This window comes from Dialister invisus DSM 15470, assembly GCF_000160055.1.
In the GTDB taxonomy this organism is placed as follows: Bacteria; Bacillota; Negativicutes; order Veillonellales; family Dialisteraceae; genus Dialister; species Dialister invisus.
Genome location: NZ_GG698602.1, coordinates 921,941 through 935,301, shown reverse-complemented (window position 1 = coordinate 935,301; position 13,361 = coordinate 921,941). Strand labels below are relative to the sequence as shown.

13 protein-coding genes are annotated in these 13,361 nt (G+C 47.7%); 7 read left to right on the top strand and 6 right to left on the bottom strand.

The window, feature by feature from the left end:
* Positions 1-52 precede the first annotated feature (52 nt).
* The 4 genes from GCWU000321_RS04650 to GCWU000321_RS04635 are packed head-to-tail and all read right to left on the bottom strand — an operon-like array spanning position 53 to position 5,033.
* Positions 53-847: an ABC transporter ATP-binding protein gene (locus GCWU000321_RS04650; protein ID WP_007069934.1), complete on the bottom strand. Its 795-nt coding sequence runs from the start codon at positions 845-847 to the stop codon at positions 53-55.
* Positions 844-1,905 (bottom strand): FecCD family ABC transporter permease, encoded by a 1,062-nt coding sequence (locus tag GCWU000321_RS04645; RefSeq protein ID WP_007069933.1) that lies wholly within the window; start codon positions 1,903-1,905, stop codon positions 844-846. Before GCWU000321_RS04645 ends, GCWU000321_RS04650 begins: the two co-directional genes overlap by 4 nt.
* Positions 1,884-3,014 carry an ABC transporter substrate-binding protein gene (locus GCWU000321_RS04640; RefSeq protein WP_050754519.1) on the bottom strand — a complete coding sequence of 377 codons (1,131 nt, stop codon included), beginning with the start codon at positions 3,012-3,014 and terminating at the stop codon, positions 1,884-1,886. Before GCWU000321_RS04640 ends, GCWU000321_RS04645 begins: the two co-directional genes overlap by 22 nt.
* Positions 3,015-3,026: 12 nt before the next feature.
* A complete protein-coding gene (locus tag GCWU000321_RS04635) occupies positions 3,027-5,033 on the bottom strand; it encodes a TonB-dependent receptor (protein WP_007069931.1) in 2,007 nt (668 codons plus the stop codon).
* 131 nt (positions 5,034-5,164) lie between these two features.
* Here GCWU000321_RS04635 and tsaA point away from each other — a divergent pair, with 131 nt between their 5' ends.
* Positions 5,165-5,566, top strand: coding sequence for a tRNA (N6-threonylcarbamoyladenosine(37)-N6)-methyltransferase TrmO (gene tsaA / locus GCWU000321_RS04630; RefSeq protein WP_007069930.1), 402 nt, complete (start codon positions 5,165-5,167; stop codon positions 5,564-5,566).
* Positions 5,567-5,642: 76 nt separating this feature from the next.
* On the opposite strand, the gene GCWU000321_RS04625 is transcribed toward tsaA, so the two are convergent.
* The gene (locus GCWU000321_RS04625; protein ID WP_007069929.1) at positions 5,643-6,917 is read right to left on the bottom strand and encodes a M18 family aminopeptidase; all 1,275 of its coding nucleotides are present in this window, start codon (positions 6,915-6,917) and stop codon (positions 5,643-5,645) included.
* 3 nt (positions 6,918-6,920) lie between these two features.
* Positions 6,921-7,301: a hypothetical protein gene (locus GCWU000321_RS04620; RefSeq protein ID WP_007069928.1), complete on the bottom strand. Its 381-nt coding sequence runs from the start codon at positions 7,299-7,301 to the stop codon at positions 6,921-6,923.
* Positions 7,302-7,445: 144 nt separating this feature from the next.
* Between GCWU000321_RS04620 and truA the strand changes: the two genes are divergently transcribed.
* From truA to GCWU000321_RS04590, 6 genes are all read left to right on the top strand, one after another.
* Positions 7,446-8,186: a tRNA pseudouridine(38-40) synthase TruA gene (gene truA / locus GCWU000321_RS04615; protein WP_007069927.1), complete on the top strand. Its 741-nt coding sequence runs from the start codon at positions 7,446-7,448 to the stop codon at positions 8,184-8,186.
* 125 nt (positions 8,187-8,311) lie between these two features.
* A complete protein-coding gene (locus tag GCWU000321_RS04610) occupies positions 8,312-9,121 on the top strand; it encodes a Cof-type HAD-IIB family hydrolase (protein WP_007069926.1) in 810 nt (269 codons plus the stop codon).
* Between the two features lie 3 nt (positions 9,122-9,124).
* Positions 9,125-10,018 (top strand): RNase adapter RapZ, encoded by an 894-nt coding sequence (rapZ, locus tag GCWU000321_RS04605; RefSeq protein WP_007069925.1) that lies wholly within the window; start codon positions 9,125-9,127, stop codon positions 10,016-10,018.
* An 11-nt stretch (positions 10,019-10,029) separates the two neighbouring features.
* Complete coding sequence (gene yvcK / locus GCWU000321_RS04600; protein ID WP_007069924.1) at positions 10,030-11,382, top strand: uridine diphosphate-N-acetylglucosamine-binding protein YvcK; 1,353 nt, start codon at positions 10,030-10,032, stop codon at positions 11,380-11,382.
* A complete protein-coding gene (gene whiA, locus GCWU000321_RS04595) occupies positions 11,382-12,317 on the top strand; it encodes a DNA-binding protein WhiA (RefSeq protein WP_007069923.1) in 936 nt (311 codons plus the stop codon). The genes yvcK and whiA overlap by 1 nt, the downstream gene beginning before the upstream one ends.
* Complete coding sequence (locus GCWU000321_RS04590) at positions 12,317-13,360, top strand: hypothetical protein (protein WP_007069922.1); 1,044 nt, start codon at positions 12,317-12,319, stop codon at positions 13,358-13,360. Before whiA ends, GCWU000321_RS04590 begins: the two co-directional genes overlap by 1 nt.
* The last annotated feature ends 1 nt before the right edge of the window (position 13,361 follow it).

Genomic DNA, 13,361 nt, shown 5'->3' with positions numbered 1-13,361 from the left:
GATTTGTAAGAAGGGGGGGTGGGGAGCCTTGTTTATACTGGTGATAGCAGTGTTATACCGGTATATGTTCATGGAGGGTTCTGACGGACATGTGCGGAATGATTACAGGGATGCCTGTCTGGTCCTGCCTGATTTCAGCATGGACGCCATATACATCTTTGAGCAGATTTTCCGTAAATACTTCTTCCGGAGAGCCTTGGTTATAGATTCCCCCGTTTCCGTCAAATACGAAGACCCGGTCTCCAAATCGTGCGGCTAAGTTTAAGTCGTGAAGAACAACGATAAACCCTATATGATGATGTCGCGTAATTTCTTTTATTATTTCGCACAGCTCCAATTGCTTTTGTAGATCAAGACTGTTTGTCGGCTCATCCATGAGAAGCACTTTCGGTTTTCGAACAAGTGTCTGTGCGATAGACACTAATTTCTGCTGGCCGCCACTGAGTGAAGAAAATGAGGTCTGTGCCAAATGGCTTATGTGGAGTGTTTCTAATATCTTCATGACGCATGATGCATCCTCTTTTGTGATATGCCAGTTTAAATAGGGCAGCCGGCCTAAAAGAACTGTCTCAAAAACCGTAAGGTTTAAGGATGAAATTTCTTCCTGTGGCAGATAAGCCATGAGCGCGATTCGTTCTTTTAATGTTATGTTGGTAATGTCCCGGTTCCCGTAAAAGAATCTTCCTGATGGAGAAAGCAGGTGAAAAAGGCATTTCAGGAATGTGGATTTTCCGGCGGCATTGGGGCCTATGATTACGTTGAATTCATTTTTGAATGTAAGAGAGAGATTTCTGAAAACAGGAGATTTTCCCGGATAAGCGAAGGATAAGTTTTTCGTGGTAATCATAGGCTTTTTCTTCCTTGGCTGAAGATGAGGATAATAAAGAAGGGGATTCCTATAAAAGAAGTAATGAGTCCAACCGGGAGAAGTGCTCCGGAAATAAGGATTTTTGAAAGCATGGAGGCCACAGAAAGGATAAAAGCGCCAAAGAGAGCGGAAACAGGAAGCAGGAAACGCTGGTCTTCCCCGGTGAGTCCTCTTGCAAGATGGGGGGCGACAAGGCCTAAAAATCCGATGGTTCCCACGAAGCAGACTGCTGTTGCTGTGAGCAGTGAGACAAGTATGATGACATGGCAGCGCAGCTGGTAAACATCTACTCCCAGGCTCAGTGCTTTCTGGTCATTCAGTGTAAGAGCCGTGAGTTTCCATGAGTGATGGAGAAGAAAGAAAAAGGTGAAAAGAAATACAATGGCAAGAATGACTGTTTTCTCCCAGGTGGATTTTGACAGGCTCCCAAAACTCCAGAAGATCAGACTTTGCAATTTATTTTCATCGGCAATATATTGAAGAAACATGGTGAATGCATTAAAAATGAAATTGAGAGCGATGCCGAAAAGGATAATTATATGTCTTTTGCTTTGATGCCAGGCGGAAAAACGATAAATTAGAAAAGAGGCTGCCAGGGCGAATAAAAAAGAGTTGGCCGTGACAAGCAGATTTGACGGTATGCCTAGAATATTGATATCCAGAATGATTCCTGCTGCAGCGCCGAAAGCGGCTGCTGCAGAAATTCCCAGTGTATAAGGGCTTGCCATGGGATTTCCTAAAATGGTCTGCATTTCACAACCGCAGATGGAAAAACCTGCACCGGCAAGGATTGCCATGCATGCCATCGGGAGGCGGATGTCCCATATTACGGTGTGAAGAGTTGTATTTTCATCGCCTGCAAGAGCTGATAAAACCGCTGAGAGTGAAATTGTAGTAGACCCGATGACAACATTCAGAAAAAAGCAGAGAAGAGTGCCTGCAATAAGGGCAGTAAGAGCAACTATTTTCTTTCTGACAATCTGGCGGTATATAAAAACAGCTTTTTCTACGGAGGTTATTTCATTTTGATTTTCCATATGCCATCCGTTCTTTTTATCAGCATGAATCTGTCGTAAAATTCATCGAGCCGTTTTTCCGGATCAAGAGATTGGAATGCTTCCGGGTAGAATGATTTAGCAAAACACTGTACCGGGTAGAAGAGAAACGGTGTACGGCTAAGTTCATGCTGAAATTCATAGACTTCTTTATTTTTAACGGCCTTAATATTTTGCCAGCCCGGACGTAAAAGGATATTGAAACGATTCGGCTGCGGTGCCTGTAAATCAAACCCCATGCCCATCTGACTGCTGCCGGAAAGGATAATGAAATCAGGGTCAGCGGTGATTACAAATTCCGGATCAAGCATAACTCCGCCTTCCATGGATTTTCCGGCAGCATGATCTGCCAGGTTGTCTCCGCCGGCATAATTAATAAGGGCACCCCATCCGGATGTCTTGCTTGTGCTGGATGGACCGTACACTTCGGCGGTGCCTGATTTCTCATAGTAAACAAGAGGTTTGCCTCTTTTTACGTTGGCAAGTCCGTCTTTGACTACTTTAAACTGTTCATCCAAAAATGCATTTACCTCTGCCGCTTTTTCCTCTTCATTGAAAAGCTTACCCAGCAGCGTATATGTTTCCTGGGCAGAGCGGTCTGTGATTTTGGGAACATCTACCAGCACAAGGGCAATACCGGCTTTCGTGAGTTGCGGTTCTATATCCAATGCATGGAGGTGAGCCTGCATGGCGGAATTGACGATGAGAACGTCCGGCTTTTTGGCAAGAATGGTCTCCAAATCGAAGGGAGCATTGTGTGGAGAAATAACAGTCCATCTGTCTTTCCATTGTGGGAATTTGGCTTCATATACTTTATCATAACTCCATTTGCCGCCGGAATCGCCGACACCAACCAGCATTTCAAAAGCTGCTTCTCCTTTGAGGGGAATAATAAAGTTAATCAGGTCAAAGGTACTGATGGCGTAGGTTTTAACAGTTTTGGGAAGAGTTACGTTTCGACCGGTGGCATCTGTGATAGTGATGGACACATCTTTTTTGGGGGATACCGGTTGGAGCAGGTTGCCACAGCCGGCAAAGATGATGGCTGCTGCCATGGAAAGGAGACAGAAGAAGAATTTTGTACTGCGCATGTGCTCAACCTCTTAGAATCGATACTGGTAAGAAACGCTGTAATTGGTGCCTGGCATTCGGAAGCCGCGGCTTTCTTCATAGTAACGGTTAAAAATATTGTTGACTGCCAGGCTTATCAGATGTGAACCCTTTTCATAAGAGAAGGTCGCATCGGCTATGGTATAAGATGGAAGGGCGGAAGAGGGATCTTCTGCTTTTGCCTTTCCTATAAAGCGGAGGTTAAGAGCACTGCGGAATCCATGGAAATTGTTATAATAGACTCCTGATTTGAAAGTGGACTCCGGCAGATTTCTCAGCGCCGCATTCATACGGTCGCCTTCCTTTTTAGATTTCTGATAAGTGTATCCGGCGGTAAGCGACCAGTTTTCATTCAGCTGGTAACTGCCCATGATTTCGATGCCTCTTACCTTGACATTATCTATATTGTAAACAATGGGCGGTTTTAAATGGGCTTTCCCGAAGGAAATATTCAGATAATCATCAATGTCATAATAGAATCCTGTAATCTGAAGATTGGCATTATCATGTAAACTTTTTTTCCATCCAAGTTCATAGCTCATGCCTTTTTCCGGTTTTGGGGTTCCGAGAAATTTTTGCCAGTCGGGAATAGAAGAGCCGGGGAAAAATTCATTTCTATAATCGCCGTCCCTGTCAATATACCCAGTGCTCCAACGGCTGTAGTCAGCTACCGTGGGAGCGCGGAAAAGCATGCTGGCACCGGCGAACAGATAACTGCCGTCAGACAATTTCTGGGTAATATTCATTTTCGGGGACAGATGATGATAGGAATCCTTGCGTATCCCGCCTTGCTCAGCGGTAAATTTCTGATGGTCATAGCGAAGACCCATACCGATAGTGGTACGTTCGCCGGCAGTATAGTTATCCTCAATGAACAAGGCATGAGCCGGCAGGCGGTAGCGGGAGAACTCGTTTTTAATATGAAATTTCATGACTTTATATTGCAGTCCGTAATTCAGGTCATGTTTTCCTGTTTTCTTCTGCTGATCCCAATTTAATCCGCAGTTTATAATATCGGCATCCCAAATAATTTCCATTTGTCCCAGCCTGGGAGGACCTCTCCGGCCGGGAATCATGCGCTGCGCGTGGTCAAGACGGTTCTGGCGGTAGTCATAAAAACTGAAATGGGAATCTTTCGTCTCATAGTGGAGTGATATGTCATCCGTTTTCCACTGGCGGTATCCGTCCACCTGTAATGCTGGCAGGTTGGGGGTAGTGGGATAATCAGGGTCAAAACCCAGGTATTTTGATGCCGGATTTTTTGCTTTATTATTTCCAACGGCCATTCCTTCTCTTTTATATACATGGGAATATAAAAGGCGGATCTTATCTGTATCATTCAGGTTGTAAGACAGATTGATACTGCCGTCGTGGCCGTTGGAGCTCGTATTCCGATAGTATCCGTCACTTTCCTGCTTGGAGAGAGCCAGGCTCCATGAGAGTTTTTGATTATCAGATTTCCCTTGATTGCTAAAAGTGGATTTCCATGTGTTCCAACTGCCGTAACTGAAGCGGAGCTTGCTTTCCGGTTTTATATTATCATCATCAGTAATGATGTTTATTACACCGGCAAGGGCACCGCCGTACATGGCGGAACGCCCGCCGCGGATGATCTGCATTTGCTTGATATTTGTAATCGGGAGTGCATCCCATTCCAGCGCCCGTCCCTGCATGATTTCACCGATATTATCCACAACGTTTCCATTGATGGCGATGACTGTACGTTCATGGTTAAGTCCACGCATACCTACCTGGATACCGGAGTTCTGTCCTCTGGATACGACCATGCCGGGTACATTTTCTAAAATATCAGCCGCAGTATGGAGCTGGCCCGCATCAATTTTTTCTTCTATGTTGATAGAAGCATGGGGGTCTTCCTTTTTTATCTTGTGCCCGACAACAATGAATTCATCCATTTCAAAAAAGAGGGGCTCGGCTCCCTGTGCCCATCCGCCGCTGAAAGCAGATAAGATACTTAATGCCAGTAAAGTTTTTTTCAATGTGAAGTCCTCCTTATAAAATGAAATGACAAATTAGAAAATAAAAGTAATGCACATTGAAATTATTATAAATAAATGATAATCTAAAATCAATATATGCGAATGATTTCTATTTGCCTTAAGGAGGAAGAATGGAATTAAAAGAAATAGGGAGAATATACAGTCCTTATAAAACAGTAAAAGAAGCGCCGCGTCAGGGAAAGATTTCTGATAAATTTTGTGAGATTGAGATCTTTCCGGCTTATGAAACAGCACTGCTTCATGCGGATGAAGGGAGATATTATGTGGTTTTATATTTTGCCCACGAAGCTGACCGCACGGCCCTGCAAACAGTGCCGCCCTGGGCAAAGGAACCTTACGGCGTATTTGCCAGCCGTTCGCCGCACCGGCCGAATCCCATCAATCTATGCGTGGTCAAACTGGTAAGGCGGGAAAAGAACAGGCTTTTTGTAATCGGGCTGGATGCCATTGACGGAAGCGGCCTGATTGACATAAAACCCTATGTGAGGGAGCTGGATGAAGCGGAAGCGTAGCCAATAAAACAGACACTGCGGAAATACAATTTCATAGCGGTGTCTGTTTTTATTGCCTGTAAACAAATAATACAGCTTATTCAAAAAATGCGGTGCATGCCATGACCAGGTAAGCGGTATCTTTCGTGCCTGCTGTTTCATAAGAGGAGTGCATGGCGAGCTGGGGAAGTCCGATGTCCACCGTAGGCATGGAAACCTTGGTATTGGAAATATTTCCCAGGGTGGAACCGCCGGGGATATCGCTCCTGTTCGTAAAAGTCTGTGTCGGCACTTCTACGCGGCGGCAAAGGTTGCGGAAGAAGGCGGCGGAGAATCCGTCAGTGGCGTATTTCTGCTGGGCATTGAATTTAATGACGATGCCTCCATTCAGGCGCGGCGCGTTTACGGGATCGGCATATTCTCCATGATTCGGATGGAGCGCGTGGCCGTTGTCGGCGGAAATCATGAAGCTTCGGGCAATCATGGCTTGTGTTTCGTCATAGCTGTAACCCAAAGAACGGGAGATCCTTGTCAGTGTATTCTTGAGGAAGGTGGCACCGGCGCCCTGATTTGTGGCGCTGCCAACTTCTTCATTATCGAAAAGGGCGTAAACACAGATATGCTTTTCCTTTTTTCCTGCGGTGAATCCACGGAACGCGGCGAAAGCGCATTGAAGGTCATCCAGCCTGGCGGAAGAAATAAATTCATGCCGCTCTCCCCACAGGGTTCCCTCTATACGGGAATAAAGGTACAGGTCATGGCCTAAAATATTTTCCGGCGCAACCTGTGCTGCAGCGGCAACGGCATCTATAAAAGACAGGGAATCGTCCGCCGTCCCGTAAAGAGGAAGGAGATCCTGCTGTATATTCCAGGCGTGCCCGCCGTTTGCAGTACGGTCCATATGGATGGCGACGGAGGGAATGACGAGTGTCGTCCGATCAAGATTGACTAGTTTGGAAACGAGTTTTCCATTTTCCGAAACGATGATACGGCCTGCTGCCGACAGGGGGCGGTCGAGCCAGGTGGACATGATCATGCCGCCGTAGCCTTCCACGTTCAGCCGGACATACGCAGCGTCGCGGAGTTCGGGATTTTCTTTGATTTTAAAAGAGGGAGAGTCGCCATGGCTTGCCGTTATTCGGAACGCATGACCGCCGTCTTCAGGGATGGTAAATGCCATGAGGGCGGAGCCGTTTCTTGTGACGACATATTTCCCGCCTCTTTCAATCTGCCACGGGTCTTCTTCCCGTATTTCCGTAAAACCTGCATAAGAAAGCGCCGTCCGGATGCTGTTTACAGCATGAAAAACAGACGGTGCTTTGGCAATAAAGTGGAGCAGGTCGCGGTTTATTTCTTCATAAACGGCGTCCATGGCTTACTTCTTATGTACTTTTCTCTGGTAGACCGCTTCTGCCATCTGTGCGCGTTCACGGATAACGGGATTGGTGGAGTTGACGGAGGTCGCGGAGAAGTTGCTCTTATAATGGAGTTTCTTTGTGGTCTTTTCCATTTCTTTCACCTGGATGGTTCCGGCGGTTCTGTCATAGACATAAGTATAAGTGCAGGTGCCGTCAGGAAGCTGTTCTACCGCAACGAATTCCAGTATGTCGTGGCCGTCGGTGGTCGGCTTGTACCGTGCTTCAGCAAGGTCAATGGTAACGGTTTCGCTGTACTTCCACAGTTTTTCAGCGGAAACCGGCATGGTCATGGTTGCGATGACTGCTGCCGCACCAAGGGCTGTCAATAATTTTTTCATCAGGTTCACTCACTTTCAAAATATAAAAAAGTAGTTTAAAACTGTTAATATTATATCATATGGAGTTACAGTAAATATAGTTTTGTTTGACGCTGCTGCGGGCTCTGCGTACAATGGGAATAACGGAAGCTATAAGGAGGTTCTATGAATTATCGCTGCATCGTACAGTATGACGGTACCCGTTACGAGGGCTGGCAAAAGCAAAAGCGTACGGAAGAAACGATTCAGGGGAAATTGGAGAAAACTCTTCGGAAAATAACGGGGGAAGAGGTGCAGGTCATCGGCGCGGGACGGACAGACGCCGGGGTCCATTCGCTGGGACAGGTAGTGAATTTCCATCTGAAAGGGAGATGGAAAGCGGAAGAATTGGAAACGGCTTTGAATGGGGATTTGCCTGACGATATTGCTTTGAAGCATATGGAGACAGCGGAGGAACGATTCCACAGCCGTTTCAGTACTTTGGAGAAAACATACCGTTACCGGATCCGCACGTCGACGGAGAAAAATGTGTTTGAACGGCGCTTCGTGTGGCAGTATGGAAAGTCTCTTGATATAGAAGCAATGAAGAAAGCGGCAGCATTTTTAATAGGAACTTATGATTTTACTTCCTTCTGTGGAAATAAGAAAATGAAAAAGTCTGCGGTTCGCTGTATTTCCGGAATTGAAATGAAAGAAATAAAGGGAGAACTGCAGATTGATTTTACCGGAGACGGTTTTCTCCAGGGCATGGTGCGCATTTTAGTGGGAACGCTTGTGGAAGTGGGCGAAGGGAAACGGAAAGCGGAGAGTATTCCCGCCATACTGGAATCAAAAAGCAGGGAGAAAGCAGGATTCACTGCGCCGCCCCAAGGATTGATTCTTGTTTCGGTAAGGTATGAAATATAGAACGGAAGAAGCACTTTGTATCCGCTTCACACGGATTCGGGTGTTTCTTTTTATGCTATAATAGGGTACAAACAAATTGGAAAAGCCTTGAAGCGGAAATAAAGGACGCTCAAAGGGAGGAATGAATGGCACCGGTAAAAATGATAGCGATCGATTTGGACGATACGCTTCTCCACGATGATATTTCACTTTCCGATTATACGAAAGATATTCTTCGGAAAGTGATGGAAAGAAATATCCGCATCGTCATTGCCACAGGCCGTATGTTTCAGGCCGCCCGCCCATGGGGGCAAGCCATCGGTCTTGGAGATGTGCCGCTGATCTGTTATACGGGTGCGTTTGTGGGGCTTTGCGAAAGTGGCAGAGTGCTCCGCGATGTGACAATGGATATGGAAACGGCACAGGGCATTATAGATACGGCCCATGAACGGGGATGGTACATGCATGCCTATATTGATGATGAAGTGTACGTGCCTTTCCGCGATGAGCGTACGGAGAGTTATGAAAAGCAGTGCGGCGTTTCCGCCCATGTTCTGGGAGAGGATTTCTGGACGCTTGCCAAAGAACCGACGAAGCTCCTGATATTTGACAGAGACCCGCAGGTTATGGCAGAGGTGGAGCGGGTACTTTCTGAAAAGTTCAGCTATGCCACGAACCAGGTGAAATCGAAGCCGGAGTTTTTTGAAATGAACAGGAAAGGCATGTCCAAGGGGGCGGCGCTCGCCGAGCTTTGTGACCGCTGGGGGATTTCTTTGTCAGGTTTGATGACTTTTGGGAATGGGCATAATGATATTTCCATGTTTAATCTGACTGATTGGTCTTTTGCCGTTGAAAATGCGGCGGAATCGGCAAAAGCGGCGGCTCATTTCATCACGGCATCGAATAATGAGGATGGTGTGGCAAAAGCCATAGAGAAATATGTATTGGAGGTATAAGTAATGGAACGGTTTCGTTTTGTGATTATCACGGGCATGAGCGGTGCGGGGAAAACGAATTTCATGCAGAAGCTGGAAGATATGGGGTATTACTGTGTGGATAACCTGCCGCCGGTCCTGATTGCTCGTTTTGCGGACCTTTGCTGGAAGAGTACGTCCAATACCCGCCATGTGGCGGTGGTTTCCGATATCCGGGGCGGTTCTTTTTTTGACGCACTTCCCCAGGCGCTGGATGAATTGAATAAACGGGGGATTCCCCATGAAGTGGTTTTTTTGGAAGCATCGGACGAAGCTCTTGTGCGGCGGTATATGGAAACCCGTCGGCAGCACCCTTTGGCCAAAACGATGCGCATTCAGGAAGGCATAGAGGCGGAACGAAAAATTCTTGCTGGTGTCCGCGCACAGGCGGATGTCATTATCGACACTACCGCTATGAAACCGGCTGATCTGCAGGAATACATGGGGAGCCGTTTCGGCGCGGTGGATAAGAAACGGGATATGCAGATTACTGTATTTTCCTTCGGCTTCAAATACGGTATTCCTATTGATGCCGATATGGTCATTGATGTCCGTTTCCTGCCGAACCCTTTCTATGTGGAAGAATACAAGCACTGGACGGGGCGCGTGCCGGAAGTGGCGGCATATATTGAAAAATCACCGGTTACCAAAGAATTCAAAAGAAAACTTTTTAATTTCATGGGATTCATAGTGGATCAGTTCAGGGACCGGGGAAAAACGCAGTTTACCATTGCTATCGGCTGTACCGGCGGTATGCACCGTTCCGTTTTCGTGACAGAAAAACTGGGAGCCCACCTGAAAGAAAAGCATGCCCATGTGAACGTGGAACACCGTGATTTGCACAGGAACCGCATTGTTCGCGATGCAGATGATAAGTAGGAGGAAAACAAATGAAACTGCTCCTGCAGTGGCTTTATCCAGGGTTAAATATAAAAAGATGGATGCTGCTCTTTTCCTTCGGCCTTATGCTGTTGGCATTCGGTGCTGCTCTCGTTATGAACTACCAGGTCTTTGGTCGGATTGAGGAGGAAATACTTCGTCTTCTGTTCGTTCTAACAGGGACTTACAGCTATACATTTCTTGCTGCGGCAGGGATCTTTTTCGTGTTCATCGGCCTGTTTTTCATGTTGTGGGCGATCCGCAGGCTGGTGAAACGTTTCTTCAGCCTTGTGGCACCGGATCAGGAAAGCGTGTCCCGCCATATCGTGTCGAAATGGGAATTGTCCCGCGGGCTGAAAGTCGTGGCTATCGGAGGAGGACACGGATTGTCCATGCTTCTCCGCGGATTGAAAACAAAGACTTCCAATATTTCCGCTATTGTTACGGTAGCGGATGACGGTGGCTCTTCCGGCCGGCTTCGTGAAGAGATGAATATTGTCGCGCCCGGGGATTTACGCAATTGTCTGGTGGCTTTGGCAGATAAAGAAACGGTACTGGAACAGCTCTTCCAATATCGTTTTGGCGGGGAAGGAGAACTGGCGGGCCACAGTCTGGGCAATTTATTCCTGGCGGCGCTCATGAAGGAATTCGGAAATGTGCAGAATGCTTTGGAAACGGCCAGCACCGTTTTAAATATCCGCGGACAGGTCATGCCGGCAACGGCGCAGAAAATCCGCCTCTGTGCGAAAATGTCCGACGGCAGTACGATTGAAGGGGAATCGGAAATTGCTGCTTATGTCGAAAAAAAAGGCGGCAAAGTAAAAATCATCCATGTGGATACCGTTCCGTCGGCTCCCATTGCTGTAGGCGATGCGTTGGAAGCAATCCGCAATGCCGACCTGATTACCTTGGGCCCGGGCAGCTTGTATACCAGCGTGCTTCCCGACCTTCTTGTACCTGAGATTCTTACGGCGATCAAGGAAAGTTCCGCGCCGTGCATGTATATCTGTAACGTGATGACCCAGCCGGGCGAGACCCTCGGTTATACCGTCAGTGACCATTTAAAAGCCCTTGTCGATCATGTGGGGAAAGGGGTCATTGACTATGTTCTTGTCAACAACGGTGTGCCGAAGAAAGATGTACTGAAACGTTATGAAAAAGTACAGGCGCATCCGGTGGAAATAGATCGGAAGAAAATCCAGCGTATGGGGATAATCCTTATTGAAGAGGATTTGCTCGGCGTTGAAAAAGGCGCTGTTCATGATACGGATACGCTTTGCAATGAAATCATCCGTATTTCCGGACTTCTGAAAACCAATATTGCGCCTGAAGTATTGTCGGGGTATCTGGGGAGGGCGAAGTAATGTCATTTACGGAGCAGGTGAAGAATGAGCTTGCCCGTGTTGTCCGTCCCGATAAAGAAAGCAGAAGCGGGGAACTGCTGGCACTTCTTCGTATGGGCGGCGCAATTGTTACGGGAGCGCAGAGGAAAAAGGGCGTGGAATTTTCTACGGGGAACAGCGCCGTTGCCCGCCGTGTCCTCGTCTGCCTGAAAAAAGATTTCAATCTTATGCCGTCAGCTATGGTGCGGCAGGGACGGAAGCTGCGCAAGAAAAATGTGTATACTTTGACCGTCCGGCCGTCAGAGGACAGCTTGCGGTTTCTTGGGGAAATGGGATTGGATCCGCTCATGGATATCCGTGATGCGGGCCGGCTGGTGTCTGCCGAAGAACGGCGGTCTTATCTGGCGGGCGCTTTCCTTGGCGGCGGTACGGTGAGCCGGCCGCAGGGCGATTACCACCTGGAATTGGTGACACAGTCGCTGCGGTTTGCCGGAGAACTCATTGCCGTGATGCGTTCCTTCAAATTGAATGCCCGTATGACCGATCGAAAAAATGATTACATCGTCTACATCAAAGGCGGTGATGATGTGAGCTCTTTCTTGCAGATTGTCGGCGCGGCAAACAGTTATATGGATTTTGAAAGTGTCCGCGTGGTGAAAGATATGCGGAACCGTGTCAACCGCCAGGTAAACTGTGAAACGGCAAATCTGCAGAAATCAGTAGACGCTGCTGTCCGCCAAATGCGGGATGTGGAAAAATTATTGCAGTATAAACGATTATCCGAATTATCACCGTCTGTTCGCGCCGCCTGCGAAGCGCGCATGAAAAATCCGGACGCTTCCATGGCGGAATTGGCGGATCTATGCGGCATCACCAAGTCGGGACTGGCCCATCGGTTCCGTAAAATAGCCTCCATGGCGGAAACATTGGCAGGAAGGGTAAAAGGCAGAAAGTAATGAACATAAAAACATGGATTGCCGCTATGGCGGCTGCCGCTTGCGGAGCGGTTACTGCGGCAGGGGCGTCGCCTCTGGGTATTTCCTATGAAGAAATCCCTTTGGAAAAGATAAAAGCGGAAGATACGCTGATCTTATCAGACAGCCCTGAATATGCCCGAAACTACGGAATCCTTGCGGAAGGTACCGTGTTGAAAGGGAAAGGCCGGATTTACTATTATCATGTAAATGAGACGGGGAAACCGGCGCGTCTTGCGGTTTATGGCATGAGCGATAAAGGAGAAGAGATCAAAGTCGTCCGTACGCTCCGGGGGGAACCGAGCCGCAGCTACGTGCCTACGGGAAAGACGCTTTCTTTCAGAGAAGTGACGGCTAAACAGCAGCCGCCGCGAAACGTTATGCTGGAGAAAGGAAAGCGGACTATTCTTTTTGAAGATAACGTAAAAGGAATCCGGCAAGATGATTTGGTCAGCGGTATCGTGGAAGTGGAAACGTCGTCGCCCGTTCGATTCGGCGCGGCTATTCTTCCTTATGAAGGCAGTGTGGAAAAGCATCTGGAAAAGGCAAGGTACCTTCCTCCGGACTCCCATGAAATGCGGGGAACATTTCCCATGCACGTTTATTTTGAAAGCGGCGTGTGGGACGCGGAAAAAAGCGCAGGAAAAATTGAATTGGGTTCTGCTGAAAGCACAGCGTTTTTTCAAGAAGGAAGGGACGAACTTAATTTCATCGGGCGGGAAAATACGGGGAACTACGGCATTACCTGCCATTTGACGATCCACAGCAAAGGGACGGGGAAGTATGATCTTTATCTGAACCCGAACGGAGGTGTTTTTGAAGGGACACTGGAAATCGGGCAGGACCGCAGGCTGCTCCGTATATACCGTACGGAACGCTATGGAACCCGCTGGTTCGGCCATGATACCATTTACGATTATGAGAAACTGGGAACTTGGGAAGCGGGGAAAGATCTATATATCCGGTTTATCCCGCCGGGTGCCTGCTATTTTCCGATCCGATTATTATTTGTACCGAAGAAATAGG

Bases quoted from the DNA above. Each gene is read 5' to 3' on its own strand.
- truA (WP_007069927.1), top strand. From the start codon at position 7,446: ATGAATTATCGCTGCATCGTACAGTATGACGGTACCCGTTACGAGGGC.
- GCWU000321_RS04625 (WP_007069929.1), bottom strand. From the start codon at position 6,917: ATGGACGCCGTTTATGAAGAAATAAACCGCGACCTGCTCCACTTTATT.
- GCWU000321_RS04620 (WP_007069928.1), bottom strand. From the start codon at position 7,301: ATGAAAAAATTATTGACAGCCCTTGGTGCGGCAGCAGTCATCGCAACC.
- tsaA (WP_007069930.1), top strand. From the start codon at position 5,165: ATGGAATTAAAAGAAATAGGGAGAATATACAGTCCTTATAAAACAGTA.
- rapZ (WP_007069925.1), top strand. From the start codon at position 9,125: ATGGAACGGTTTCGTTTTGTGATTATCACGGGCATGAGCGGTGCGGGG.
- GCWU000321_RS04610 (WP_007069926.1), top strand. From the start codon at position 8,312: ATGGCACCGGTAAAAATGATAGCGATCGATTTGGACGATACGCTTCTC.
- GCWU000321_RS04640 (WP_050754519.1), bottom strand. From the start codon at position 3,014: ATGCGCAGTACAAAATTCTTCTTCTGTCTCCTTTCCATGGCAGCAGCC.
- whiA (WP_007069923.1), top strand. From the start codon at position 11,382: ATGTCATTTACGGAGCAGGTGAAGAATGAGCTTGCCCGTGTTGTCCGT.
- GCWU000321_RS04590 (WP_007069922.1), top strand. From the start codon at position 12,317: ATGAACATAAAAACATGGATTGCCGCTATGGCGGCTGCCGCTTGCGGA.
- GCWU000321_RS04650 (WP_007069934.1), bottom strand. From the start codon at position 847: ATGATTACCACGAAAAACTTATCCTTCGCTTATCCGGGAAAATCTCCT.
- GCWU000321_RS04645 (WP_007069933.1), bottom strand. From the start codon at position 1,905: ATGGAAAATCAAAATGAAATAACCTCCGTAGAAAAAGCTGTTTTTATA.
- yvcK (WP_007069924.1), top strand. From the start codon at position 10,030: ATGAAACTGCTCCTGCAGTGGCTTTATCCAGGGTTAAATATAAAAAGA.